The organism is Achromobacter sp. B7, from assembly GCF_003600685.1.
GTDB classification, from domain to species: domain Bacteria; phylum Pseudomonadota; class Gammaproteobacteria; order Burkholderiales; family Burkholderiaceae_B; genus Achromobacter; species Achromobacter spanius_B.
The window spans coordinates 5,922,479-5,945,217 of the sequence record NZ_CP032084.1 but is presented as its reverse complement, the minus strand read 5'-3'; the positions used below and the strand labels follow the sequence as shown (position 1 = coordinate 5,945,217).

The 22,739-nt window shown below is 65.5% G+C and carries 21 protein-coding genes and 1 riboswitch; of the genes, 10 read left to right on the top strand and 11 right to left on the bottom strand.

Annotated elements, in window-relative coordinates; all coding sequences use genetic code 11:
- The first annotated feature begins 26 nt into the window (after positions 1–26).
- The 5 genes from DVB37_RS26875 (at position 27) to metF (ending at position 4,454) form a co-directional block, all read left to right on the top strand.
- Positions 27–263 (top strand): DUF1289 domain-containing protein, encoded by a 237-nt coding sequence (locus DVB37_RS26875; RefSeq protein ID WP_046803018.1) that lies wholly within the window; start codon positions 27–29, stop codon positions 261–263.
- A 111-nt stretch (positions 264–374) separates the two neighbouring features.
- On the top strand, positions 375–1,424 hold the full coding sequence (locus tag DVB37_RS26870) for a glycosyltransferase family 1 protein (protein WP_120157232.1): 1,050 nt from the start codon (positions 375–377) through the stop codon (positions 1,422–1,424).
- 61 nt (positions 1,425–1,485) lie between these two features.
- Positions 1,486–1,633: riboswitch (S-adenosyl-L-homocysteine riboswitch) on the top strand.
- 100 nt (positions 1,634–1,733) lie between these two features.
- Positions 1,734–3,152, top strand: a complete 1,419-nt coding sequence (gene ahcY, locus DVB37_RS26865; protein WP_046803020.1) for an adenosylhomocysteinase — start codon at positions 1,734–1,736, stop codon at positions 3,150–3,152.
- A 124-nt stretch (positions 3,153–3,276) separates the two neighbouring features.
- A complete protein-coding gene (locus tag DVB37_RS26860) occupies positions 3,277–3,612 on the top strand; it encodes a phage holin family protein (RefSeq protein ID WP_006224804.1) in 336 nt (111 codons plus the stop codon).
- Complete coding sequence (gene metF / locus DVB37_RS26855) at positions 3,612–4,454, top strand: methylenetetrahydrofolate reductase [NAD(P)H] (RefSeq protein ID WP_046803021.1); 843 nt, start codon at positions 3,612–3,614, stop codon at positions 4,452–4,454. The genes DVB37_RS26860 and metF overlap by 1 nt, the downstream gene beginning before the upstream one ends.
- Positions 4,455–4,534: 80 nt before the next feature.
- Here the strand turns inward: metF and DVB37_RS26850 are convergent, their stop codons facing one another.
- From DVB37_RS26850 to DVB37_RS26825, 6 genes are all read right to left on the bottom strand, one after another.
- The gene (locus DVB37_RS26850; protein ID WP_240434010.1) at positions 4,535–5,617 is read right to left on the bottom strand and encodes a tripartite tricarboxylate transporter substrate-binding protein; all 1,083 of its coding nucleotides are present in this window, start codon (positions 5,615–5,617) and stop codon (positions 4,535–4,537) included.
- A 184-nt stretch (positions 5,618–5,801) separates the two neighbouring features.
- Positions 5,802–6,668: a proteasome-type protease gene (locus DVB37_RS26845; RefSeq protein WP_046803022.1), complete on the bottom strand. Its 867-nt coding sequence runs from the start codon at positions 6,666–6,668 to the stop codon at positions 5,802–5,804.
- Positions 6,669–6,722: 54 nt separating this feature from the next.
- Entirely contained in the window at positions 6,723–7,526 is an 804-nt protein-coding gene (locus tag DVB37_RS26840; RefSeq protein ID WP_120157231.1) for a transglutaminase family protein, read from the bottom strand.
- 15 nt (positions 7,527–7,541) lie between these two features.
- Positions 7,542–8,516 carry an alpha-E domain-containing protein gene (locus DVB37_RS26835; protein WP_046803024.1) on the bottom strand — a complete coding sequence of 325 codons (975 nt, stop codon included), beginning with the start codon at positions 8,514–8,516 and terminating at the stop codon, positions 7,542–7,544.
- A 2-nt stretch (positions 8,517–8,518) separates the two neighbouring features.
- On the bottom strand, positions 8,519–9,949 hold the full coding sequence (locus tag DVB37_RS26830) for a circularly permuted type 2 ATP-grasp protein (RefSeq protein WP_046803025.1): 1,431 nt from the start codon (positions 9,947–9,949) through the stop codon (positions 8,519–8,521).
- A gap of 221 nt (positions 9,950–10,170) precedes the next feature.
- Positions 10,171–10,845: a 5-formyltetrahydrofolate cyclo-ligase gene (locus DVB37_RS26825; protein WP_120157663.1), complete on the bottom strand. Its 675-nt coding sequence runs from the start codon at positions 10,843–10,845 to the stop codon at positions 10,171–10,173.
- Positions 10,846–10,912: 67 nt separating this feature from the next.
- Between DVB37_RS26825 and DVB37_RS28860 the strand changes: the two genes are divergently transcribed.
- From DVB37_RS28860 to DVB37_RS26815, 3 genes are read left to right on the top strand one after another with little or no spacing between them, the layout of a single operon-like run.
- The gene (locus tag DVB37_RS28860) at positions 10,913–11,035 is read left to right on the top strand and encodes a hypothetical protein (RefSeq protein WP_256373868.1); all 123 of its coding nucleotides are present in this window, start codon (positions 10,913–10,915) and stop codon (positions 11,033–11,035) included.
- A gap of 20 nt (positions 11,036–11,055) precedes the next feature.
- Entirely contained in the window at positions 11,056–13,215 is a 2,160-nt protein-coding gene (locus DVB37_RS26820) for a lytic transglycosylase domain-containing protein (protein ID WP_120157662.1), read from the top strand.
- Positions 13,212–14,321 carry a CCA tRNA nucleotidyltransferase gene (locus tag DVB37_RS26815; protein WP_120157230.1) on the top strand — a complete coding sequence of 370 codons (1,110 nt, stop codon included), beginning with the start codon at positions 13,212–13,214 and terminating at the stop codon, positions 14,319–14,321. The genes DVB37_RS26820 and DVB37_RS26815 overlap by 4 nt, the downstream gene beginning before the upstream one ends.
- A gap of 69 nt (positions 14,322–14,390) precedes the next feature.
- On the opposite strand, the gene DVB37_RS26810 is transcribed toward DVB37_RS26815, so the two are convergent.
- The 5 genes from DVB37_RS26810 to nhaA form a co-directional block, all read right to left on the bottom strand.
- Positions 14,391–15,578: a class I SAM-dependent methyltransferase gene (locus DVB37_RS26810; RefSeq protein ID WP_120157229.1), complete on the bottom strand. Its 1,188-nt coding sequence runs from the start codon at positions 15,576–15,578 to the stop codon at positions 14,391–14,393.
- Positions 15,579–15,728: 150 nt separating this feature from the next.
- The gene (locus tag DVB37_RS26805; RefSeq protein WP_046803027.1) at positions 15,729–17,525 is read right to left on the bottom strand and encodes a DEAD/DEAH box helicase; all 1,797 of its coding nucleotides are present in this window, start codon (positions 17,523–17,525) and stop codon (positions 15,729–15,731) included.
- A gap of 278 nt (positions 17,526–17,803) precedes the next feature.
- Entirely contained in the window at positions 17,804–18,565 is a 762-nt protein-coding gene (locus tag DVB37_RS26800) for a uracil-DNA glycosylase (protein WP_120157228.1), read from the bottom strand.
- A 45-nt stretch (positions 18,566–18,610) separates the two neighbouring features.
- The gene (locus DVB37_RS26795) at positions 18,611–19,396 is read right to left on the bottom strand and encodes a 3-hydroxybutyrate dehydrogenase (protein ID WP_120157227.1); all 786 of its coding nucleotides are present in this window, start codon (positions 19,394–19,396) and stop codon (positions 18,611–18,613) included.
- Between the two features lie 172 nt (positions 19,397–19,568).
- Positions 19,569–20,801: a Na+/H+ antiporter NhaA gene (gene nhaA, locus DVB37_RS26790; RefSeq protein ID WP_120157226.1), complete on the bottom strand. Its 1,233-nt coding sequence runs from the start codon at positions 20,799–20,801 to the stop codon at positions 19,569–19,571.
- A 353-nt stretch (positions 20,802–21,154) separates the two neighbouring features.
- Between nhaA and DVB37_RS26785 the strand changes: the two genes are divergently transcribed.
- Both DVB37_RS26785 and DVB37_RS26780 read left to right on the top strand, forming a co-directional pair.
- Positions 21,155–21,562: a hydrogenase gene (locus tag DVB37_RS26785; RefSeq protein WP_205571595.1), complete on the top strand. Its 408-nt coding sequence runs from the start codon at positions 21,155–21,157 to the stop codon at positions 21,560–21,562.
- On the top strand, positions 21,559–22,713 hold the full coding sequence (locus DVB37_RS26780) for a glycosyltransferase (RefSeq protein WP_120157225.1): 1,155 nt from the start codon (positions 21,559–21,561) through the stop codon (positions 22,711–22,713). The genes DVB37_RS26785 and DVB37_RS26780 overlap by 4 nt, the downstream gene beginning before the upstream one ends.
- The last annotated feature ends 26 nt before the right edge of the window (positions 22,714–22,739 follow it).

Below are 22,739 nucleotides of genomic sequence, written 5' to 3'. Positions count from 1 at the left end.
ACAACCCTGGTGGTAACCTTCGCCCCATGAATCGCCACTTCGCCAACCTTTCCGAACTACCCGACCCCGACGACGCGCAACGCGTCTTCAAGGCAACCGACTCCCCCTGCGTGGCCGTGTGCTCGACGCTGTTCGATGACATCTGCCGGGGTTGCGGCCGCACGGCCATGGAAGTGGCCAACTGGGTCTTCATGACGGAAGAGGAAAAGCGCGACGTATGGGTGCGCATCAAGGCGCAGGGGTATCCCCGGCGCAATAACTGAAAGGCGCATTGCGGCGCGGGTGACCGCGCCCAGCGGCCGATCATCGCCGCCGTCTTGGTCATGTCATATGAAGCGGGCTAAATCGCGGTATCGCCCACTTCCGGCCTTATCATGCGCATCGTCCTGGTCACGGATGCCTGGCATCCGCAAGTCAACGGCGTCGTCCGCACCTGGACGACCATGCGGCAGATCCTGCAGGAATGGGGTCACGAACTGATCGTGGTCAGCCCGGAAGGCAGCCGCACCGTGCCGGCGCCATCCGAGCCGGATCTGCGGCTCTGCCTGCAACCCGGGCGGCAACTGCGCCGCATCCTGGGCGACACCATCCCCGACGCCCTGCACATCGCCACCGAAGGCCCGCTGGGGCTGGCGGCGCGACGCATGGCCCTGTCGCGCGGCTGGGCGTTCACCACGTCGTTCCACACCATGTTCCCCGATTACCTGCAAGCGCGCATGGGCATACCCGCCGCCTTGCCGTGGCGGTATCTGCGCTGGTTCCACCGGCCGTCGCGATGCGTGCTGGTGCCCACGCCCACGGTGCGCGATGTGCTAGTGCGGCGCGGCTTGAGCAACTTGCGCATCTGGTCGCGCGGCGTGGACCCGCGCAAATTCCAACCCAGCGCCAGCCAGGCTTTCGCCCATCTGCCCCGCCCGGTTTTCCTGAGTGTGGGTCGCGTCGCGCGGGAAAAGAACCTGGACGCGTTCCTGGCGCTGGACCTGCCGGGCAGCAAGGTCGTGGTGGGCGCCGGCCCGGATGAGGCTCGGCTGAAAAAACGCTTTCCCGATGCGGTATTCCTGGGAATGCAACAGGACGATGCGCTGCCTTCGTTGTATGGCGCTGCCGACGTGTTCGTCTTTCCCAGTTTGACCGACACGTTTGGCCTGGTGATGCTGGAAGCGATGGCCTGCGGCACGCCCGTGGCGGCCTTTCGCAGCGAGGCGCCGCTGGCGGTGGTGACGCCCGGCGTGACCGGCTGCCTGGACGACGACCTGGCGCATGCTTGCCGCGCCGCCTTGCCGCTGGACCGCCACGCGGTGCGCGCGCACGCGTTGACCCGCAGCTGGGATGCCGTGGCGACCTCGTTGCTGGATGCCCTGGTGCCATTGAAGCCGCTGCCGCCGGAATCGACCTCCCGGCCCACGCCCGCGCAGGCGGGATGACGCGCGTTTTTTTTCAGGGACGGGTTTCCGCACCCCCGGCCAAACCGGTACAATCCCCGGCAATCCTGAGGAGCGTTGCGACGACCCCGTGGTTACCGCCTTGCACGGCACATCGTGCACATCTACGCGGAACCCGGCTCGCCAGGCTCAGGAATCCTTGTTCAAGCGCCGCGCCTTGCGCGTCGCTACAGCAACGGCGCTCACCTTTGTCGCATATGGCGGGAAAGGCGAGCACTCGACTGTCGTGGTGTATTCGCGTTGTCCGGCCATATCGTGCGCCGTTCGAAATTCACGTGGAGCCTACACACCATGAACGCTGTAACTGATAAATCCTTCTCCGATTACCTGGTTGCCGACCTGTCGCTGGCAGGCTGGGGCCGTCGTGAACTGGCCATCGCCGAAACCGAAATGCCCGGCCTGATGGCCATCCGCGAAGAGTTCGCCGCCGCGCAGCCGCTCAAGGGCGCGCGCATCGCGGGCAGCCTGCACATGACCATCCAGACCGGCGTGTTGATCGAAACGCTGGTGGCCCTGGGCGCCGAAGTGCGCTGGGCCTCGTGCAACATCTTCTCCACGCAAGACCACGCCGCCGCCGCCATCGCCGCGTCGGGCACGCCGGTCTTCGCCGTCAAGGGCGAAACGCTGGAAGAGTACTGGCAGTACACCCACAAGATCTTCGAATGGCCCAATGGCCAGCACGCCAACATGATCCTGGACGATGGCGGCGACGCCACGTTGATGCTGCACCTGGGCACCAAGGCCGAGAAAGACCTGTCGGTGCTGGCCAACCCGGGCAGCGACGAAGAACGCATCCTGTTTGCCGCCATCAAGGAAACGCTCAAGCGTGATCCGAAGTGGTATTCCACCCGCCTGGCGCAGATCAAGGGCGTGACTGAGGAAACGACCACGGGCGTGCATCGCCTGTACCAGATGTCGCAAAAGGGCGAGCTGGCCTTTGCCGCCATCAACGTCAACGACTCGGTCACCAAGTCCAAGTTCGACAACCTGTATGGCTGCCGCGAATCGCTGGTTGACGGCATCAAGCGCGCCACCGACGTGATGGTTGCCGGCAAGATCGCCGTCGTGGCCGGCTACGGCGACGTGGGCAAGGGCTGCGCCCAGGCGCTGGTCGCGCTGCGCGCGCAGGTCTGGGTCACCGAAATCGACCCGATCTGCGCCCTGCAAGCCGCGATGGAAGGCTTCAAGGTCGTGACGATGGACGAGGCTGCCGCGCATGGCGACATCTTTGTCACCGCCACCGGCAACTACCACGTCATCACGCGTGAGCACATGAACGCCATGAAGGACCAGGCGATCGTCTGCAACATCGGCCACTTCGATAACGAAATCGACGTTGCCGGCCTGGCCGATTGCCAGTGGGAAGAGATCAAGCCGCAAGTCGATCACGTGATCTTCCCGGACGGCAAGCGCATCATCCTGCTGGCCCAGGGCCGCCTGGTGAACCTGGGTTGCGCCACCGGCCACCCGTCGTTCGTGATGTCGTCTTCGTTCGCCAACCAGACCATCGCCCAGATCGAACTGTTCACGCGCAACGAAGCCTACAAGTCGGGCGAAGTCTATGTGCTGCCCAAGCACCTGGACGAAAAGGTTGCCCGCCTGCACCTGAAGAAGCTGGGTGTGAAGCTGACGACGCTGCGCAAGGATCAGGCCGACTACATCAACGTGCCGGTCGAAGGCCCCTTCAAGCCCGAGCACTACCGTTATTGATGGGTTGAAAGCACAATAGGAAAGACCCGCGCCATGTTGGCGCGGGTTTTCCGAACCGCGGATTTCCCTGTTTTTGTCTGTCGAAGCCAGGGCCGCGGAGCGTCAATACAGGAGTTCGAACATGGTGACATTGATACTCGTCTGGATTCTGAACGCGGTGGCCCTGCTGGCTGTTGCTTACCTCTTGCCCGGCATTGCCGTGGCCAGTTTCGGGTCTGCGCTGATCGCCGCGCTGGTGCTGGGTCTGGTGAACATGCTGGTCAAGCCGGTGCTGGTGCTGCTGACGCTGCCCATCACGATCGTCACCCTTGGGCTCTTCCTTATCGTCATCAACGCCTTGTTGTTCTGGTTCGTCGGCTCCGTGCTGAAGGGCTTCCAGGTCAACGGGTTCTGGTGGGCCGTGGGCGGTGCCATTCTGTACAGCATCATCTCTGGCCTGCTTACCAAACTGATCCCCTAATGTCTGACTCGACTTCCCCTGCTTTCAGCCTGGAGTTCTTTCCGCCGCGTGACCTGGCTGGTCAGGAACGGCTGGTTCGCGCGGCCAAGCAGATGCTGGCCATCCAGCCCAAGTACGTCAGCGTGACCTTCGGCGCGGGTGGTTCCACGCGCGCCGGCACGGCCGACGCCGTGCGCACGCTGCGTAACCTGGGCTGCGATGCCGCGCCCCACTTGTCTTGCGTGGGCGCCACGCGGCAGGATCTGCGCGACATTCTGCAAACCTACAAGAACGAAGGCGTGCGGCGCGTGGTGGCGCTGCGTGGCGACCTGCCTTCGGGCATGGGCGGCGATGCGGGCGAACTGCGCTACGCCAACGAACTGGTGTCGTTCATCCGCGAGGAAACGGGCGACTGGTTCCACATTGAAGTCGCGGCCTATCCCGAAATGCACCCGCAGGCCGCCAACCCGTCGCTTGACCTGGACCATTTCGTGGCCAAGGTAAACGCGGGCGCGGATGCGGCCATCACGCAGTACTTCTTTAACGCCGACGCCTATTTCGACTTTGTCGACCGGGCCCAGGCCAAGGGCGTGAAGGTGCCGATCGTGCCGGGCATCATGCCCATCACGAACCACACCCAGCTGCTGCGTTTCTCGGAAATGTGCGGCGCCGAAGTGCCGCGCTGGATCCGCCTGCGCCTGGCCGAGTTTGGCGACGACAAGGCATCCATCCGCGCTTTTGGCGTGGATGTGGTGACCGAGTTGTGCCAGACCCTGCTGGACAACGGCGCGCCCGGACTGCACTTCTACACCTTGAACCACGCGGAAGCCCCGCTGGCGGTGTGGAAGGAACTGGCGCTGTAATCGGTAATCGGTAAACGCTAAGCGCTAAGCGCTAAGCGGTATCCGGCAAGCAGAAGGGGGCAGAAATGCCCCCCTTTTTTTTAATCCGCGTACACCCCTACCTTGCGGATGACGGTGCCCCACTTGTCTACCTCGGCTTGCAGCCAGGTTTGCAGGCCTTCGGGTGTCTGCTTGGATTCCGGCACGATCTCGGCGCCCAGCTCTGCCATCTTTTGCGAGAACGCCGGGTCCTTCAGCGCCGCGCGCAACGCCGCGTTGAACTTGTTGATGGCTTCTGGCGGCGTACCCTTGGGCGCATAGACGCCATGCCACACCTTCACCTCAAAGCCCTTCAAACCGCCTTCCTGTAGCGTCGGCGCGTCCGGCAGCGTCTTGATGCGGTCCAGTGTGGTGACACCGAACAGCTTGACGCGGTCGGCCTTGATCTGCGGGATGGTCTGTGTGGTCTGGTCGCACAGCACGTCTACCTGGCCGCCCAGCAGCGCCGTCATCGCGGGCGCCGTGCCGGCATAGGGCACGGTGGTGAACTGCACGCCCAGCGATTCCTGCAACAGCATGCCGCACAGCTGCGACACCGCGCCCAGGCCCGCGTTGGCCAGGTTGATCTTGTTGCCGTTTTCACGCGCGTACTTGATAAAGCCCGCCATGCCGTCGGCCGGCAAGTCCTTGCGGCCCAGCAGCGTCATGGGCACGTCCGCCACCTGGCCGACGTAAGCGAAGTCGGTCAGCGGGTTGAACGACAGCTTGCGATACAGGGCCGGCGCGGTCGCCATGCCGTTGTGGTGGATCAGGAACGTGTAGCCGTCCGGCGCCGCGCGCGCCACATGCTGCGAGGCCAGCGTGCCGCCCGCGCCGGTGCGGTTTTCAATGATGACGCTTTGCCCAAGCGTCTTGGCCATGGACGCGCCCAGGCTGCGCGCCACGACGTCCGTCGGCCCGCCAGCGGCGAACGGCACGACCAGCGAAATGGGGTGGTTCGGGTAAGCGCCTTGCGCACTGGCGGAGCCCCAGGCAAGGCAGGACAGGGCCAGTGCCGGCCAGGCGGCGCGAATAGAGGCGCGAATAGAGGCGCGAATGGTCGCGCGAAGGGAGGCGCGAAGGGAGGCGCGAAGGGAGGCGCGAACGGAGGCGCGATCGGCCACGCGCGCGAAATGATGGGGCATGTCTCGCTCCTTGTGGTTTTTTGATGGACCCCAGTGTGGCCCGTCGGAACAAGGATGAGAATTCGCCGTTTTTCAAGCCAGGTTTCAGCGGGCGGAAAGGCGGGTTAACGCGGATTGCCGCTTGGCTGGCGCGGATCGCTGGTGATGTAACGGGGATTGCCGCTTGCCGCTTGCCGCTTGCCGCCTAACTGGCCTGATCCTTGCCTGGATCCTCGGCCAGCACTTGCGGCGCGGGATAGCTGCTGGCCGGGGGCGCATTGACGGGTTCAACACGCAGCGGCTGGTGCACGCGGCTGGGTGGCACCAGCGAACCGGGGTCGTTGGGGTTGGTCCACAGCGGGTCTGGAATTTCGGCAAAGACCTGGCGCAGGCGCTCGCCCCAGGTGCCCCGGATCATGCGGAAATACTCGTTGCGTTCGTCGATGCTGGCAAAGTGGGTCACGCGCAGCGTGTCGGTGTCGTAGACCAGCAGGTCCAGCGGCAGGCCCACCGAGATGTTTGACCGCAAGGTCGAGTCCATGGAGATCAGCGCGCACTTGGCGGCCTCGTCCAGCGACGTGTCCGGGCGCAGCACGCGGTCCAGGATGGGCTTGCCGTACTTGGCTTCGCCGATCTGGAAGTACGGGCATTCCTGGCTGGCTTCGATGAAGTTGCCGGCCGCGTAGACCTGGAACAGCCGGCAGCCTTCCGTGCCGATCTGTCCCCCGAAAATCAGGCTGACGTTGAACTCCACGCCCTGTTCCTGCAACGCGGGCGCCTCGCGGCGGTAGACCTCGCGCACCGCCGCGCCCACGCAGCGGGTGGCCTCGAACAGGTCGGGCGCGTTCCAGATGGTGTCGCCGCCTTCGTCGTGCTGGCGCGCCAGCGCATGCAGCACCGCCTGGCTGACGGCCAGGTTGCCCGAGCTCATCAGCACCATGACGCGCTCGCCCGGGCGCTCGAACACGGTCATTTTTCGGAAGACGCTGATCTGGTCGACGCCGGCGTTCGTGCGGGAGTCAGAAAGGAAAACCAGGCCGGCATCAAGGCGGGCGGCTACGCAATAGGTCATGATCGATCATTCAAAGAAACCACGCCGCATTGTATTGCGGCGTGGGCGCGGCGGTTATTGCTGGCCGGACGTCTGCACCTGCACGCTGATCTCCATGGATTCTTCACCCCCGCCGCTGCGCACGCCGCGCACGGGCGAGGCGGAATCGTAATCCCGCGCCACGGCCAGGCGGCAATGGCTGTCGGATGCGAATTGGCGGTTGGTGACGTCGATACTGGTCCAGCCGATGTCGGGCAAAAACACGTCGGCCCAGGCGTGGCTGGCCGAGTGTTCGGTGGTGGTGTGCACGTAGCCGCTGACGTAGCGCGCGGGCACGCCCAACCCGCGCACGCAGGCCAGGAACAGGTGGGCGTGGTCCTGGCAGACGCCGTGGCCCATCGCCAGCACCTGGTTGGCGGCCGTGGTCACGTCGGTGGTGCCGGGTTCGTACGCCACGCGGTCGCTGATGGCGTTGGCCAGCGCCAGGATGTCGTCCTGGGTGCCCAGGCCATTGGGCAGCACGCCGCGCACAAAGGCCAGAATGGTGTCGTCCGCCTGGGTCAACGGCGTCTGCACGCAATAGGCGTGCACGGGCAGGCGGCTGTCTGCACTACCTAAAAGGCCACGCGTCAGCGGCGCCACCTGCACCTGCCCGACCACACGCAGTTCGATATCGGTGTGCGGGCGGTTCAAGGTCAGCGTGTGGGTGATGTTGCCGTACGCGTCCACCTGCTTTTCCAACGCGCCGGGCGCTTCGATGTGCCACCGCAGCACGCGTTGGTGTTCGTCGTCGCGCGGGGTCATGCGCAGCGTCTGGATGCTGTAGGTAACCGGCGCCGTGTAGCGGTAGTGCGTGACGTGCGTGATGAACTGTTTCATGGGGCTGTCTCCGTGTTATGCCGACAGCGGGACCAGGAAGTCCTGGCTGATCCGGTTGCCCAAATCGTTGATGCGGTCCAGGAAATGGTCCAGGTATTGGTGCAGGCCGCTATCCAGAATGTCCTCGACGCGGCCAAATTGCAGCTCGGCGCACAGCATGCCCGCGCGGCGCTGGGTCTCGGTTGAGCGTTGGTTGGAAACGCGCGCCAGGTCTTCGGACACGGCACGCATCGACGACAGCAGCGAACGCGGCATGTCGGGGTGCAGGATCAGCAGCTCGGCCACGCGGTCCGGCGTGATGACGTCGCGGTACACCTTGCGGTAGATCTCCAGCCCGGACACTGAACTGAGTAGTGCCGACCAACGATAGAACTCGCTTTGCAGCGCCGCGGTGCCTGAGCCTTCGCCACGCGCTTCCGTCGTGGCCTGGCTGCCGCGTTCGTGGAATTTCACGTCCAGCATCCGGGCGGTATTGTCCGCGCGTTCCAGGTGCATGCCGATGCGCAGGAAATACAGCGCCTCGTCTTCCAGCATCGTGCCGATCGTGACGCCCCGCGCCAGATGCGATCGGAACTTCACCCATTCAAAAAACTCACCGGGGTTGCGTTCCAGCAGGCCGGTATGCAAATGCTTAAGCAATTCCAGCCAGGTGGTGTTGTAGGTTTCCCAGACCTCGGTGGTCAGGCTGCCGCGCACGGCGCGCGCGTTTTCCCGGGCCGCGCGCATGCAGGAATAGATCGACGATGCGTTCTCCGGATCACGCACCATGTACTGCAACACGTCGTTGGGCGAGATGGAGGCGTACTTGGTTTGATACAGCCCTTGCAGCTCGGAGATGCGCAGCACGCCCAGCCACGACCCTTCGCGCGTTTGCGGGTCTTGCGGCAGCAGCGACATTTGCAGGTTCACGTCCAGCATGCGCGCCGTGTTTTCGGCGCGTTCAATGTAGCGGCACATCCAGAACAGGTTGTCGGCGGTTCGGCTCAGCATGTTCAGTCCTCCAGAACCCAGGTGTCTTTGGTGCCGCCGCCCTGGCTGCTGTTGACCACCAGCGAGCCTTCGGTCAGCGCCACGCGGCACAGGCCGCCGGGCACCGTGCGGATGTCCTTGCCGCACAGCACGTACGGGCGCAGGTCGATGTGGCGCGGCGCGACGCCGGATTCCACATAGGTTGGCACGGTAGATAGCGCCAGCGTGGGTTGCGCGATGTAGTTGGCCGGGTTGGCGCGCACGCGTTCCTTGAAGGCCTCGACTTCGGCGCGGCTGGCGGACGGGCCCACCAGCATGCCGTAGCCCCCGGCGCCATGCACTTCCTTGACCACCAGGTCGTGCATGTTGGCCAGCACGTGTGACAGTTCATCAGGCCGCCCGCAACGCCAGGTTGGCACGTTGGACAGGATGGGCTCTTCGCTGAGATAGAACCGGATCATGTCCGGCACGTAGAGATAGGTGGATTTGTCGTCGGCGATGCCGGTGCCGATGGCGTTGGCCAGCGTGACGCGGCCCGCGCGGTAAACGGACAGCAGGCCGGGCACGCCCAGCGCCGAATCGGCCCGAAACGACAGCGGGTCCAGAAAATCGTCGTCCAGCCGGCGGTAGATAACGTCCACCTTGCGCGGGCCTTGCGTGGTGCGCATGTAGACGGTGTTCTGTTCCACGAACAGGTCTTGCCCTTCGACCAGTTCCACGCCCATCTGCTGGGCCAGGAACGCGTGTTCGAAGTAGGCCGAGTTGTACATCCCGGGCGTCAACACCACCACGGTGGGATCGTCGCCGCCATGCGGGGCCACTTCGCGCAGGTTGTCCAGCAGCAGGTCGGGATAGTGCGCCACCGGTTCGACCTTGATGCGGCTGAACGCGTCGGGCATCAGCCGCATCGACATCTTGCGGTTTTCAAGCATGTACGACACGCCCGAGGGCACGCGCAGGTTGTCTTCCAGCACATAGAATTCACCCGCGCCGGCCCGCACGATATCCACGCCGGCGATGTGGCAGTAGATGTCCTCGGCCACGTCCACGTCCTGCATTTCGGGGCGGTACTGGGCGTTCAGGAATACCTGTTCGGCCGGCACGATGCCCGCGCGCACGATGTCGTGGCCGTGGTAGATGTCGTGGATGAACATGTTCAGCGCGCGCACGCGCTGCTTCAGGCCGGCTTCCAGGTGGCGCCATTCGTCGGCGGGAATGATGCGCGGGATCAGGTCGAACGGGATCAGGCGTTCGGTGCCGGCGGCGTCGCCGGCGACGGAAAACGTGATGCCGACCCGGCGAAAGCTAAGGTCGGCTTCCAGCCGGCGCACGGCCATGGCCTCGGCCGACTGCTCTTGGTGCCAGCGTTCGAACGCCTGGTATTGGGAGCGTATGCCGCCTGCGCTGTCGCGCATTTCGTCATAAGCGGCGGGACGGGATGGTCTGTCCTTCATGGCTCCTCCGATGCTGTGCCTGCTGCCGGCTTGTGGTGGCCGGCTTGCACGCGGTCAACCCGGCCGATGATTGGCCGGTCACAAACAATAAGCAACCTGCATGCCAGCTTTCGGGGACACAGGGCCCGTGGGCACAATATCCTCTGAAGGACGCAAAAACGCCATCCCCGCTGCGACCGATGGCACCGCTTTGGTGCGCGCCGCCGGGCGCATCTGGTGCGTCAGTTCATGCGGAACGTATGCAAGGTGGTGCCGCCGGGGCCGCCTTGGGACAGCGGCGCCTCGGGCACCCAGCCGTCTTGCGTCAGCACGGCGTCCAGCGGGAAGTCGTGGGGAGCGGCCTGGTAGTCGGCATCCAGCTCGCCGCAGCTCCAGGCGATGCCGATGGTGATGAAAGGATGTCCGCGCTCGCGCAGCGCGGCCAGGGTGCGGTCGTAGTAGCCGCCCCCATAGCCCAGGCGGTCGCCGTGTTCCGTGTAACCCAGGGTGGGCACCAGCACCACGTCGGGCAGCACGTCCGGGCCGGCAACGGGTTCCTGGATGCCGTAGGGGCCGGCTCGCAGCTCGGCGTCGGGCGTCCAGGACAGGAAGGCCAGCGGCGCATTGCGCTCGCGCACCACGGGCAGCGCCACGCCGACGCCGTTTTCGACCCACTGCGTCAGCAGGGGGCGCAGGTCGGGCTCGTCGTCCATGGGCCAGAACGCGGCGACCGTGGCGGGGGCGGGGCGGCCGGCGCGCACAGCTTCGTCGCGGGCCACATTCAGCCAGGTGAACAGGCGCGCGCGCATCAACAAACCGCCGCGGCTGCGCTGGTCTTCAAGCATTTCGGCACGCAGTTTCCGCAATCGCGTGCGGTGCTGGACTGCGGTATCCTTTGGAGTATTTTGCGTAGTCATGCAGTGGCTGTAATGGGGGTGGACAATGAAGGCGAACGTGCTGGAATCGGGCATGCGGAATAGAGGCATGTGTACGGATATGTACACGAACATGCACGTGGACATGCACGTGGACATGCACGCGGACATGCCATCGGCCATGCGGCTGTCGGGCAATGTCGTGCAGCTGTGTGGCAAGGCCTTCGTATGACGGCAAATCAGGGACGCGGCATGACACGTGCGCAGCAATCTGGACGGTATCAGAAAATCCAACGGAAATCCCCGCAAGCCAGGGACAAGCCTGACACGCCCGATACGCCCGACACCCGCCTGGCCCTGCGCCGCTGGCTGCCGTTGCTGGCGCTGTTCACCGCCGCCTGTGCGCCGGTGGATGCGCAACAGCGCAGCGCCGCCATCAACACGCAACCCCAGCCGCCCGTGCAGTCGGCGCAATCGGCGGCACAGCCGCTGATTGCCGTTCCGCCCGCCGTGCTGGCCGGCCTGCCCCCTACCGCCGACACGCCCGCCCTGGCCGCCGTCGTGGCCGCGCGCGAAGCCATGAACCGCAAGCAGTGGTCCATCCTGGGCGCGTTGGTGCCGCAAGCCAAGTCCGACACGCTGGGCATGTACCCCGAATACTGGCTGCTGCGCTATCAGCTCTGGACGCCGCCGGCCACCGGCCGCCCCACGGCCGACCTGCAACGCTTCATCAGCAGCAATGGCGACGCCTACCTGGCCGACCGGCTGCGGGGCGACTGGCTGCTGGCCGCCGCCCGCAGTGGCGATTTCGAAACCGTGCGCAAGCTGGCGCCGGTCAAGAACAGCAACGCCCAGATCGAATGCGCCATTCTTGACGCCAAGCACATGACCGGCCAGCGCGCGACCGCCGCGCAAGCCATGTCCGCCTTCGCGCCCGGCAGCGCCTGCTGGGCCTTGTACGACCAATTGGTGGCCGACGGCATCCTGGGCTGGGAACAGCTGGAACCGCAACTGCGCGACGCCATCGAGGCCGACAAGACGACGGACGCGCGCAAGCTGGTGCAGTACATGTTCGAGCCGCGCGACCTGAAAACGTACGACGTCCTGATGAAGGACCCGATGAAATGGCTGACCCGCCAAGACCGCATGCCGGTGGGCCGCAACGAAAAAGAACTGGTCACCATCGCCTTGGCGCGGCTGGCGCGATCGGATGTCAGCGTGGCCGATTCCTACCTGCGCCGCGAATGGGCCAAGTCCATGTCCAAGCCCAACCTGGCCTGGGTGCGCGGGCAATACGCCCTGATGGCCGCGCTGAAGCTCGATAGCCGCGCCGACGACTGGTATCACGAAGCCGGCCACATCCGCATGACGGAATACAACGCCGGCTGGAAGGTGCGCGCCGCATTGCGCCAACCCAAGATCGACTGGAAGTGGGTGATCGAATCCATCGACGAGATGCCGCCCGCGCAGCGCAACGACACGTCTTGGGTGTACTGGAAGGCGCGCGGCCTGGCGGCCACTGGCCGCAAGGATCAAGCCAACGCCTTGTATGCCAGCATCGCCGACCGCTTCGATTTCTACGGCCAGCTGTCGGCCGAAGAGTTGGGCCGCCGCATCAATGTGCCGCCGCGCCCGGCGCCCATCAACGACCGCGAAATCGCCGAGGCCCGCGCCAACCCCGGCTTGCAGCGCGCCGTGCAGTTGTTCCGCCTGGGCTGGCGTGCCGAAGCGGTGCCGGAATGGAACTTCACGCTGCGCGGCATGAGCGACCGCCAATTGATGGCGGCCGCCGAATTGGCCCGTGCCGAAAACATCTACGACCGCGTGGTCAACACGTCGGATCGCACCGAAAAAGAGTTCGACTTCAGCCAGCGTTTCATCGCGCCGTTTGAAGGCCGTGTCACCGCCAAGGCCAACGCCATCGCGCTGGACCCGGCATGGGTCTACGGTTTGATCCGCCAGGAATCGCGCTTCATCATGGACGCGCGTTCGCACGTGGGCGCCTCGGGCCTGATGCAACTGATGCCGGCCACGGCCAAGTGGGTGGCGGGCAAGATCGGCATGACCGATTTCACGCCCGCCAGCGTGAACGATTTCGACACCAATACCGAACTGGGCACCAACTACCTGAACATGGTGCTGCGCGACCTGAACGGGTCGCAGATGCTGGCCAGCGCGGGCTATAACGCCGGGCCGCGGCGTCCGCACAATTGGCGCTCGACGTTCTCGCATCCCGTCGAAGGCGCGATCTTTGCCGAGACCATCCCCTTCAACGAAACGCGCAATTACGTGAAGAACGTGATGTCCAACTCGGTGTATTACGCGGCAATGTTCACCGGCCAGCCGCAGTCCCTGAAAGAGCGCCTGGGCAACATCGTGCCGCTGGGCGCAGAAAGTACCTCGATTCCATGACGCAGGACCCCGCCATCAACGGCTTGCAGGTGTATATCGTGGGCGGCGCGGTGCGTGACGCGCTGCTGGGCTTGAAGCCGGGTGACGACGATTGGGTGGTGGTGGGCGCAACGCCCGAAGACATGGTGCGCCGGGGTTTCATCCCCGTCGGCGGGGATTTCCCCGTGTTCCTGCACCCGCGCACCAAAGAGGAATACGCCCTGGCGCGCACCGAGCGCAAGTCGGGCCGTGGCTACAAGGGCTTTACGTTCTACACCGGCGCCGACGTGACGCTGGAAGAAGACTTGCGGCGTCGCGACCTGACGGTCAACGCCATCGCCCAGACGCAGGACGGCACGCTTGTAGACCCGTTGGGCGGCGTGGCCGACGTGCACGCGCGCGTGTTTCGCCACGTGGGCGAAGCCTTCCAGGAAGACCCGGTTCGCATCCTGCGGCTGGGCCGCTTCGCCGCCCGCTTTGATGATTTTTCCGTGGCGCCCGAGACGATGGCGCTTTGCCGCGCGATGGTCGACGCGGGAGAGGCCGACGCGTTGGTCGCCGAACGGGTGTGGAAGGAATTGTCGCGCGGGCTGATGGCTAAAAAGCCGTCGCGCATGCTGGATGTGCTGCAAGATTCCGGCGCATTGGCGCGCGTGATGCCCGAATTGCAAGGCGTTGCCGACGTGGGTGCCGATGTGGATCGCGCGGCCGGGCTGGGGGTGTCGGTGGCCGGCCGATACGCGCTGCTGTGCCGCCTGACGCCCGAGCGCGAGGCGCTGGGCCGACGCATGCGCGTGCCCACCGAATGCAACGACTATGCGCGTTTGTTGCCCGAGGTATTGCTGGGCCTGGACGCGGCTGAACAAGCCGCCAACAACAACGACGCCACCGAGGCGCAGCTTGCGCTGATGGAACGCGCCGACGCGCTGCGCAAGCCCGAGCGCTTTTTCGACCTGCTGAAAACCGCCGCCATCCTGCGCCCGGTGGACATGGGCGCCTGGCAGGCAAGAGTGGATGCGGTGCGCGGTGTGGACGCAGGCGCCATTGCGAAAGCGTGCGCGGGCGACCCGGCGCGCATCAAGGACAGTGTCCGGCAAGCAAGGCTGCACCGGCTGCGAGCCGGATAGCTCGGCGTGCCAGCCGGACGGCTTGGCACGCCGCCACAACTTTGCCCGCCGCTATAGCATGGCCCGCCGCTACAGCTTGCCCAAACGGTCGCCGCGTGAAAAACCTGTCAGCGGTTCCGTGATGCCACGGCCCACGGCCAGCACCTTGAACAGCTCGCCCATTTCCGCCTCGGACAGCAGCTTTTGCACCGGCGCCACAGCCTGCGCGTATTGCTGCACATCCGACGGGTCCAACTGGCCCAGCAAATCCATCAACCCGGCGTTCATCAAGAAGCGCGCCTGCGACGTGTAGCCCAGCACTTGCAGGCCGGCTTCCAGCGCCGCATCGGCCATGGCGGTGAAATCCACGTGCGCGGTAATGTCCTGCAAGCCCGGCGCGGTGAAGGGATCGCCGTGCGCGTGATGACGCAAATGGCACATCAGCGTGCCGCCCGCGCGTTGCGGATGGTAGAACTCGCTGCGCGGAAATCCGTAGTCCACCAGCAGCGCCGCGCCGCGCTCCAGCCAACTGCCCATCGCGGCAATCCAGGCTTCGCCCTGCAGATTGATTTCGGACACGTAGCCGGGCAATGCCGGCATGCGCGCGGCGACGGCTTCGGCCAAGGCAGGCGATGCGGGGCGGTCGCTCCAGACGAAGTGCTGCTGCGCGTCCAGCGCCACGCCGCGCTCCATCACGGCGCCGTCCTGGCTCCAGCAAAACAGCGATACGGGCATCGCGTCCAGCACCTCGTTGGCCAGCACGCAGCCGGCGAAGGCGTTGGGCAAGGCGTCCAACCATTGCACGCGGTCCCCGAAAGCGGCCAGGCGTTCGGCTTGGCGCGCGCGCAAGTCGGCAGACACTTCCAGGATCAGGTATTGCGTCTGGTCCAGGCCCTGCGCATCCAGCTCGCGCAGCACGCCTTCGGCCAGGGCGCCCGTGCCCGCGCCAAATTCCAGTACGGCTTGTGTCTGCGTCTGCCGCAGCACCTGCGCAACCTGACGGGCAACGGTGCGGGCAAACAGCGGGGTCAGTTGCGGCGCGGTGACGAAGTCGCCCGCCGGCGCCTTGGCGTCGTCCTCGCCATCGGCCAACTTGACGTTGCCGGCCGCGTAATAGCCCAACCCCGGCGCGTACAACGCCTGCGCCATCCAGTGGTCAAACGGCAACCAGCCGCCATTGGCCGTAATGGCGGCGCGCAGCTGTGCGGCGGCGGCGTCGCTATGCGCCTGGGCGGCGGGTGACAACGGGGGCAGGTTGGCGGGGGCAGGGCGTTGCATGGCGGGTTCTAGCGTAGGCATGACGGCATTTTCCCAAAAAAAGGCGTAGCCGTCCGGCTGCGGGCGGGTGTCTGGCGACGGTAATGCACAATGAACAAAAAAACCCCGCGACGAACGCGGGGTTTTTTACTGCGGGCTTAGCGGGGCGATTTAGCCGCGACGATCAGCCGGCTTGGCAAAGCGCTTGGCGGGGCCGCCGGGGCGCTTGTCGAATGCGGGCTTGGCGCGGAAGCCGCCTTCCGGACGGTCGCCGCCACGGAAACCGCCTTCACGGGCAGGACGATCGCCAAAGCTGGGGCGGGCGTCACGGTCAGCGCCGCGGAAACCACCTTCGCGGGGAGCACGCTCGCTGAACGGGCGGGCATCGCGCTGGGGGCGGTCACCAAAGCTGGGACGGTCGCCGCCGAAGCTGGGGCGGGCGTCACGGTCACCACCACGGAAGCCGCCTTCACGCGGGGGGCGGTCGCCGAACGGGCGATTGCCCTGGTAGCCGCCTTCGCGCTGGGGACGATCACCGAAGCTGGGACGATCGCTGAACGAACGGGCCGGGCGGTCGCCGAAGGGGCGATTGCCTTGGTAGCCGCCTTCGCGCGGGGCGCTGTCGCGGTTGCCTTGGTAACCACCTTCACGCGGCTTGAATTCGCCACGGGGTGCGCCGCCTTCACGCGGGCCGCCAAACGAACGGCCTTCGCGGTTGCCTTGGTAGCCGCCGCCTTCATGGCGCGAACCACCGAAACCGCCAGGACGCTTGCCGAACGGCTTGCCGCCACGCGGGGCGCCGCTGCCGCCGGCCGACGGACGCGGCGTGCGCTTGGGTTCCAGACCGGCGATGGTTTCCGGCGTAATCGTTTGGCCGATGTAGTGCTCGATACGGCGAACCTTGTGGCGCTCGGAGTGCGTAGCCAGCGTGAACGCCAGGCCGCTGCGACCGGCGCGGCCGGTACGGCCGATACGGTGCACGTAGTCTTCGGCTTGCATCGGCAGGTCGAAGTTAACGGCGTGGCTGATGCCTTGCACGTCGATGCCGCGGGCGGCAACGTCGGTGGCAACCAGAATACGCAGCTGGCCGCGTTGCAGTTGCGACAGCGTACGGGTGCGCTGGCGCTGGTTCATGTCGCCGTGCAGGGCAGCGGCGGCAAAGCCTTGGTCGGCCAGGCGATCGGCCAGGTCGTCAGCGCCACGCTTGGTGGACGTGAAGACGATGGCCTGATCCAGCTTGGCGTCGCGCAGCACGTGATCCAGCAATTGCATCTTGTGGCTGGCGTCGTCCGCGTACAGCAGGCTTTGCGTGATGTTGGTGTGCTTTTCCTTGGCGCCGGCCATCTCGATACGCTGCGGGTCGCGCATCATCTTCGCAGCCAGCTTGGCGATCGTGCCGTCCAGCGTGGCCGAGAACAGCAGCGTCTGACGATCTTCCGGCAGGCGGCTGACGATGGTTTCGATGTCTTCGATGAAGCCCATGTCCAGCATGCGGTCGGCTTCGTCCAGCACCAGCGTGTGCACGGTGTTCAGCTTGACGCGACCCGATTGCAGGTGATCGATCAGGCGGCCCGGCGTGGCGACCAGCACGTCAACGCGACGCGACAGGGCCTTCAGTTGGGCGCCGTAGGGCATGCCGCCCACGACGGTGGCGGTGCGCAGGTCAGCCAGCTTGCGGCCGTAGGTGGCCGTGGCTTCGGTGACTTGCAGAGCCAGTTCGCGGGTGGGGGTCAGCACCAGCACTTGCACGCCGACGCCCTTGTTGGCGGGCATCTGGGCAATACGGTGCAGGGCCGGCAGCATGAAGGCGGCGGTCTTGCCGCTGCCCGTCTGCGAGGAAACCATCAGGTCGTGACCGGCCAGCGCTTGCGGAATGGCAGCGGCTTGGACGGAGGTGGGGGTATTGAAGCCAGCTTCTTGAACGGCCGACAACAGAGCGGGTGCAAGACCCAGAGTTTCGAAAGACATTACTTTCCCTTGCCGCAGACAATGCGACGCAGTGCTTGGTCGGGCCAGGGGAGTAGGCGGCCGGATCCAGGCGACGGTTGATGGAGCATCGTGCCGACCGAATCAACCGTGCGCGTGGCGCGTTCTCTTATACAGATTGGAACGCAGGGCGAAAGGAAAGGAGGTCAGGAATCGATGATAGTTCGGCATGGGGGCCAGGCTAGCTTGCCTGGCAGACTGCAAAAAATTCCGCTAAATCAAAGCGGTAAATGCCGAACTCGTTTTGTGCAGTGCGGCGATCATAACCCGATTTCGCCTTGCAAGGGAATTATTTTTTTGTCCAGTCCCCAATCAATAGGGTTTTTCCCTTGGTTCACCAGCCACGCGTTGGTCATCTGAAAGTGCCCACAACCCAGGAACGGGACGGGCGGCCTGCGGGCGGACAGCGGGGAGGGGTGGTTCGCCATCAGCACCAGATGGCCGTTGTTGTCCGGCAGCAACAAGCGCTTGGCCTGCGCATGGGCGCCCCACAGCATGAACACCTTGGGCGAGGGGTCTTGCGCGACCAGTGCGATCAATGCATCCGTCACCGTTTCCCAGCCGCGCTTGGCATGGGAGGCGGGCTGGCCGTCCTCGACCGTCAGGCAGGTGTTCAGCAGCAATACACCCTGTTCCGCCCACGGGCTCAGGTCATTGCTGGCGGGGATAGGGGTAGCTGGGTATTCCTGGGCGATCTCGTTGAAGATGTTGCGCAGGCTGGGTGGGCGCTTGCAGTCGTCGGGCACCGAAAACGCCAGGCCTTGAGCCTGGCCGGGGCCGTGGTACGGGTCTTGCCCCAGGATCACGACGCGCACATCCGAGGGCGCCATGCCGTGCAGCGCGCGCAGCGGCGTGGCGGGATAGACGACGGCGCCTTCGACCAGGCGCTTTTCAACATGGGCGGTGGCCCGCGCCAGGGCATCGGCCACGGCGGGGTCTTTGAAGGCCGCCGCCCAGGCGGCGGGCAGCGCGGCCGTGTGGGCGGCGAGGGCGTTGGGAGTCAGGCGGTTATCAATCGGCATGGGCGCGATTTTGGCATAGGGCCGGCCGCCGCGCTGCGCGTTTCCCTACTGCATCACCCAGCCATGGCTGACCAGGAACGACTGGCCGGTCAGGGCCGCGCTGGGGAAGGTGCACAGGAAAAGCGCCGTCTGGGCGACGTCTTCGACCGTGGTGAAAACGCCATCCACCGTGTTGCCCAGCATGACTTTCTTGACCACGTCTTCTTCGCTGATGCCCAGTTCCTTGGCCTGCTCGGGGATCTGCTTTTCGACCAGCGGCGTGCGCACGAACCCCGGGCAGATGACATGCGAGCGCACGTTGTGCGCGGCGCCTTCCTTGGCCAGCACGCGCGCCAGACCCAACAGCGCATGCTTGGCGGCGACATAGGCCGATTTCAGCGGCGAGGCCTCGTGCGAGTGCACCGATCCCATGTAGATCACCACCCCGCCGCGATCGTCCTTGTACATGTGCTTGAGCGCCGCCTTGGTGGTCAGGAAGGCGCCGTCCACGTGAATGGCCTGCATCTTTTTCCAGTCGGAAAAAGCGAAGTTCTCGATGGGATTGACGATCTGGATGCCGGCGTTCGAGATCAGGATGTCGATGCTGCCGTAGGCGGCCACCACCTTGTCGATGCCCTGGTTCACGGCGTCTTCGCTGGTGACGTCCATGGCGACACCCATCGCCTTGCCGCCGGCCTGCTCGATTTCTTTCGCGACCGCGTCCGCGCCGGCCTGGTTCAAGTCGGCAATGGCGATGGTGGCGCCCGCGCGCGCCAGGGTCAGCGCAATTTCTTTGCCGATGCCGCTGGCCGCGCCTGTGACGACGGCCACTTTTCCATTCAACTGGGACATGCTGCTACCTCCGGACAAGGATTGCCGGCCGGTGTATGCGCCCAGGGCGCGACGGCCGGCGACAGACGGCCTTGCGAATCGCCGGCCGGTGCCGCGCTGGTGATCCGCAAGGAATTGATCCGATGGTAGTCCTTCAGCTTGAGCGCCGGCTGAACGCCCGGCGCCCGCCGACTCAGCCCTGGCGCACCGGGGCGGGAGCGCCCTCGGTAGCCGGGGCGCCGCCCGAGCGCAGCAGCAGGAAACCGACCACGGCGGACGCCAGCGATCCGGTCAGCACTCCAATCTTGGTGGCGTCGACCGTGGCCGCGTCGGTGAAAGCCAGCGCGCCGATGAACAAGCTCATGGTGAAGCCAATGCCGCACAACAGCGCCACGCCGTACAGCTGCTTGAACGTGGCATGGCGCGGCAGGCTGGCCATGCCGGTCTTGATCGCCAGCCAGGCAAAGCCGAACACGCCCAGCTGTTTACCCAGGAACAGGCCCAGCGCCACCCCCAGCGGCACGGGTTGTGCCAGGCTGGCCAGACCCATGCCCGCGAAGGACACGCCCGCATTGGCAAAGCCGAAGATCGGAACGATCAGCAGCGCGACGGGCTTATGCAGCGCATGTTCCAGGTCGTGCAGGGGCGAATGGGCTTCGGGCTTGCCCTGGTTGCGCGGACGCAGCGGGATGGTCAGCGCCAGGGCGACACCGGCCAGCGTGGCGTGCACGCCGGACTTCAGCACGAAGTACCACAGCAGGGCGCCCAGCAGCAGATAGGGCGTCAGGCGCAGCACGCCGGCGCGGTTCAGCAGGAACAGGCAGACCAGCAGCGCGCCCGCCATGGCCAGCGCAAACACCTGCAATTGGGACGTATAGAACAGCGCAATGATGACAATGGCGCCCAGGTCGTCAAGGATGGCCAGCGCAGTCAGGAAGATCTTCAGCGACGTCGGCACGCGGCTGCCCAGCAGCGCCAGGATGCCCAGCGCGAAGGCGATGTCGGTGGCGGCGGGAATGGCCCAGCCGCGCAAGGTGTCAGGCGTGCCCAGGTTGAGCGCCACGTAGATCAGGGCCGGCATCACCATGCCGCCCACCGCCGCCACGCCCGGCAGCACGATGCGGGATACCCCGCGCAACTGGCCGTCCAGGACCTCGCGCTTGATTTCCAGGCCGACCAGCAGGAAGAACACGGCCATCAGCCCGTCGTTGATCCAGTGCAGCACCGTTTCCTTTAGCACGACGGGCCCCGCCGTGAAGCCCAGCTTGGTGCCCAGCACGTCGAAGTAGACCGGGGCGGCGGGGCTGTTGGCGATGATCAAGGCGACCAGCGCGGCGGCCATCAGCACATAGCCACCCAGCGCTTCCGAGCGCAGGAATGCCTGAAGAAAAGAGGCGGGGCGATGGGGCGTGGCCGGCTGAGTCAAAGAGCGTCCTTGAGTGAGGGTGGGTCGAAATAATTGCTGAATTTTACCTGAACAGGCGAGGCGATGCCGTGCGGTGAAGTCGATGCGGCACCGGCAAAGTGAGGCAACTGTAGTTCAACGTCGGCCAAATTCCACGCATTCTCAGTAATTCTTGAAAAGTGCCTGCGCAGGCATTCGGTCGGATTCGTCCTATATATCGGCCCTGCAAGAGGGGCACCCGGAAAGTAAGAATTTTCTGGGGTATTTCGCGTGCGTTCCTGGCTAGCATCGCCGGGCTTAATCCTTGCCTGTGCCCTATGCGTCTTATGCCATTTCAGCCCCCCCAGCCCCCGCAGCCCCTCCATCAGCTTTCCGTGCTGACCTACCAGCCCGCCCGCCCCGGCGCGGCTCCCCGGTTGGTCGATATCGGCAGCGCCGTCAGCGCACCCCCGTCGTCAGATGCCCATGGTCGATATCAGGTAATGCACCTGGCCCCCAGCATGCGCCTGTTGGCGTGGCACGGTGAGGGCGCCCGCTTTGACATGTCTTGCCACGGCAGCATCCAGGTGTGGGCGGGCTCCCGCCTGGCTGCCTCTGAATGCCCGCATGAATGCCGCGAGCCCGGCGTCCTGGCGCTGGCTCCGGAAGACGTGGCGTACCTGGAAGCCTATCTGCTGGTTCTAGGTCAAGCGTGGCACCGCGCCGAGTCGAAGGCCGGGTCGAACGCCGGGTCGAATGGCGATACGAACGCCGATGCCCACGACGCCCGCCTGCCTCAATGACTTCCGCACCCGTTGCTACCCCGGCCGCGGATGCCGGTGGCCGACTGCGCATCTTGCATACCGAAGCCGCCACCTCATTTGGCGGGCAGGAATTCTGCGTCTACAAGGAAATGGTTGCGATGCGCGACCGGGGCCATCACCTGGAACTGCTGTGCCAGCCCGGTGCGGAACTGGGCGACCGGGCAAGCGAGGCCGGGTTCACGGTGCACCGCATCGTCATGGACGGCCCGGGCAATTTTCTGCGCGGCGTGTTCTTTGTGCGCCGGCTGCTGCGGGGCAGGCGCTTTGACGTGGTCAACACGCACAGCCGCCGCGACACCGTATTGGCCGCGTGGGGCGCCAGGCTGGCCGGCGCGCCGCTGATCGTGCGCACGCGGCATCTGGCCAAGCCCATCGGTTCGCTCTATGCCTACACCTGGCTGGCGCATCGCGTCATTGCCGTCAGCCGGTATGTGCAGCAGCAGTTGCTGGATGGCGGCGCGCGGCCCGGCTCGGTTGCCACCATCCATTCGCCCATCGTGCTGCCGCAAGCCGCGCAACATGCCTGCGTACGGCGCGAGCTTGGCCTGCCAGCCGACGCGTTGGTGGTTGGGTGCGTGGCGGTGATGCGCGTTGAAAAAGGCCATGCCGACCTGATCGACGCCTTCGGGCGTATTGCTTCCCGCTTTCCCGACGCGCATCTGGTGCTGGTTGGCGACGGCATGCCGCTGATGCCGCAGTTGCAAGACAAGGTGGCGGCGATGGGGTTGGACGCGCGCGTGCATTTCACGGGCAGGCGCCACGATATCGGCAACGTGTTGATGGCTTTGGACGTTTTCGCGTTGGCAACGCACCGCGAAGCGCTGGGCACCGTCTTCATCGAGGCCGCCGCCATGGGCGTGCCGGTGATCGGTACGAACGTGGGGGGCGTACCTGAAACCATGCAGGCAGGCGTGACCGGCCTGCTGGTGCCGCCTCGTGACCCGGCCGCGTTGGCCGCGGCGTTGGCCACGTTATTGGCCGACCCCGCCTTGCGCCGCCGCATGGGCCAGGCGGGCCAGACGCGGATCCGCGAGCAAGGTTTGTTCTGCGCCGATCGCGCCGCCCAGCAGGTGGAAACCGTGTATGGGTCCTGGCTGGCGGAACGGGGGCGCGGCGCCCGGGCGGGGTAGCCCGGTGCCGCGTGCATCAACGACGC

Excerpts from the sequence above, each read along its gene's own strand:
- DVB37_RS26805 (WP_046803027.1), bottom strand. The coding sequence starts at position 17,525 with ATGTCTTTCGAAACTCTGGGTCTTGCACCCGCTCTGTTGTCGGCCGTT.
- ahcY (WP_046803020.1), top strand. The coding sequence starts at position 1,734 with ATGAACGCTGTAACTGATAAATCCTTCTCCGATTACCTGGTTGCCGAC.
- DVB37_RS26835 (WP_046803024.1), bottom strand. The coding sequence starts at position 8,516 with ATGCTGAGCCGAACCGCCGACAACCTGTTCTGGATGTGCCGCTACATT.
- DVB37_RS26820 (WP_120157662.1), top strand. The coding sequence starts at position 11,056 with ATGACACGTGCGCAGCAATCTGGACGGTATCAGAAAATCCAACGGAAA.
- DVB37_RS26810 (WP_120157229.1), bottom strand. The coding sequence starts at position 15,578 with ATGCAACGCCCTGCCCCCGCCAACCTGCCCCCGTTGTCACCCGCCGCC.
- DVB37_RS26840 (WP_120157231.1), bottom strand. The coding sequence starts at position 7,526 with ATGAAACAGTTCATCACGCACGTCACGCACTACCGCTACACGGCGCCG.
- metF (WP_046803021.1), top strand. The coding sequence starts at position 3,612 with ATGTCTGACTCGACTTCCCCTGCTTTCAGCCTGGAGTTCTTTCCGCCG.
- DVB37_RS26850 (WP_240434010.1), bottom strand. The coding sequence starts at position 5,617 with ATGCCCCATCATTTCGCGCGCGTGGCCGATCGCGCCTCCGTTCGCGCC.
- DVB37_RS26870 (WP_120157232.1), top strand. The coding sequence starts at position 375 with ATGCGCATCGTCCTGGTCACGGATGCCTGGCATCCGCAAGTCAACGGC.
- DVB37_RS26780 (WP_120157225.1), top strand. The coding sequence starts at position 21,559 with ATGACTTCCGCACCCGTTGCTACCCCGGCCGCGGATGCCGGTGGCCGA.
- DVB37_RS28860 (WP_256373868.1), top strand. The coding sequence starts at position 10,913 with ATGTGTACGGATATGTACACGAACATGCACGTGGACATGCACGTGGAC.
- DVB37_RS26830 (WP_046803025.1), bottom strand. The coding sequence starts at position 9,949 with ATGAAGGACAGACCATCCCGTCCCGCCGCTTATGACGAAATGCGCGAC.
- DVB37_RS26845 (WP_046803022.1), bottom strand. The coding sequence starts at position 6,668 with ATGACCTATTGCGTAGCCGCCCGCCTTGATGCCGGCCTGGTTTTCCTT.
- DVB37_RS26800 (WP_120157228.1), bottom strand. The coding sequence starts at position 18,565 with ATGCCGATTGATAACCGCCTGACTCCCAACGCCCTCGCCGCCCACACG.
- DVB37_RS26795 (WP_120157227.1), bottom strand. The coding sequence starts at position 19,396 with ATGTCCCAGTTGAATGGAAAAGTGGCCGTCGTCACAGGCGCGGCCAGC.
- DVB37_RS26815 (WP_120157230.1), top strand. The coding sequence starts at position 13,212 with ATGACGCAGGACCCCGCCATCAACGGCTTGCAGGTGTATATCGTGGGC.
- DVB37_RS26825 (WP_120157663.1), bottom strand. The coding sequence starts at position 10,845 with ATGACTACGCAAAATACTCCAAAGGATACCGCAGTCCAGCACCGCACG.
- DVB37_RS26875 (WP_046803018.1), top strand. The coding sequence starts at position 27 with ATGAATCGCCACTTCGCCAACCTTTCCGAACTACCCGACCCCGACGAC.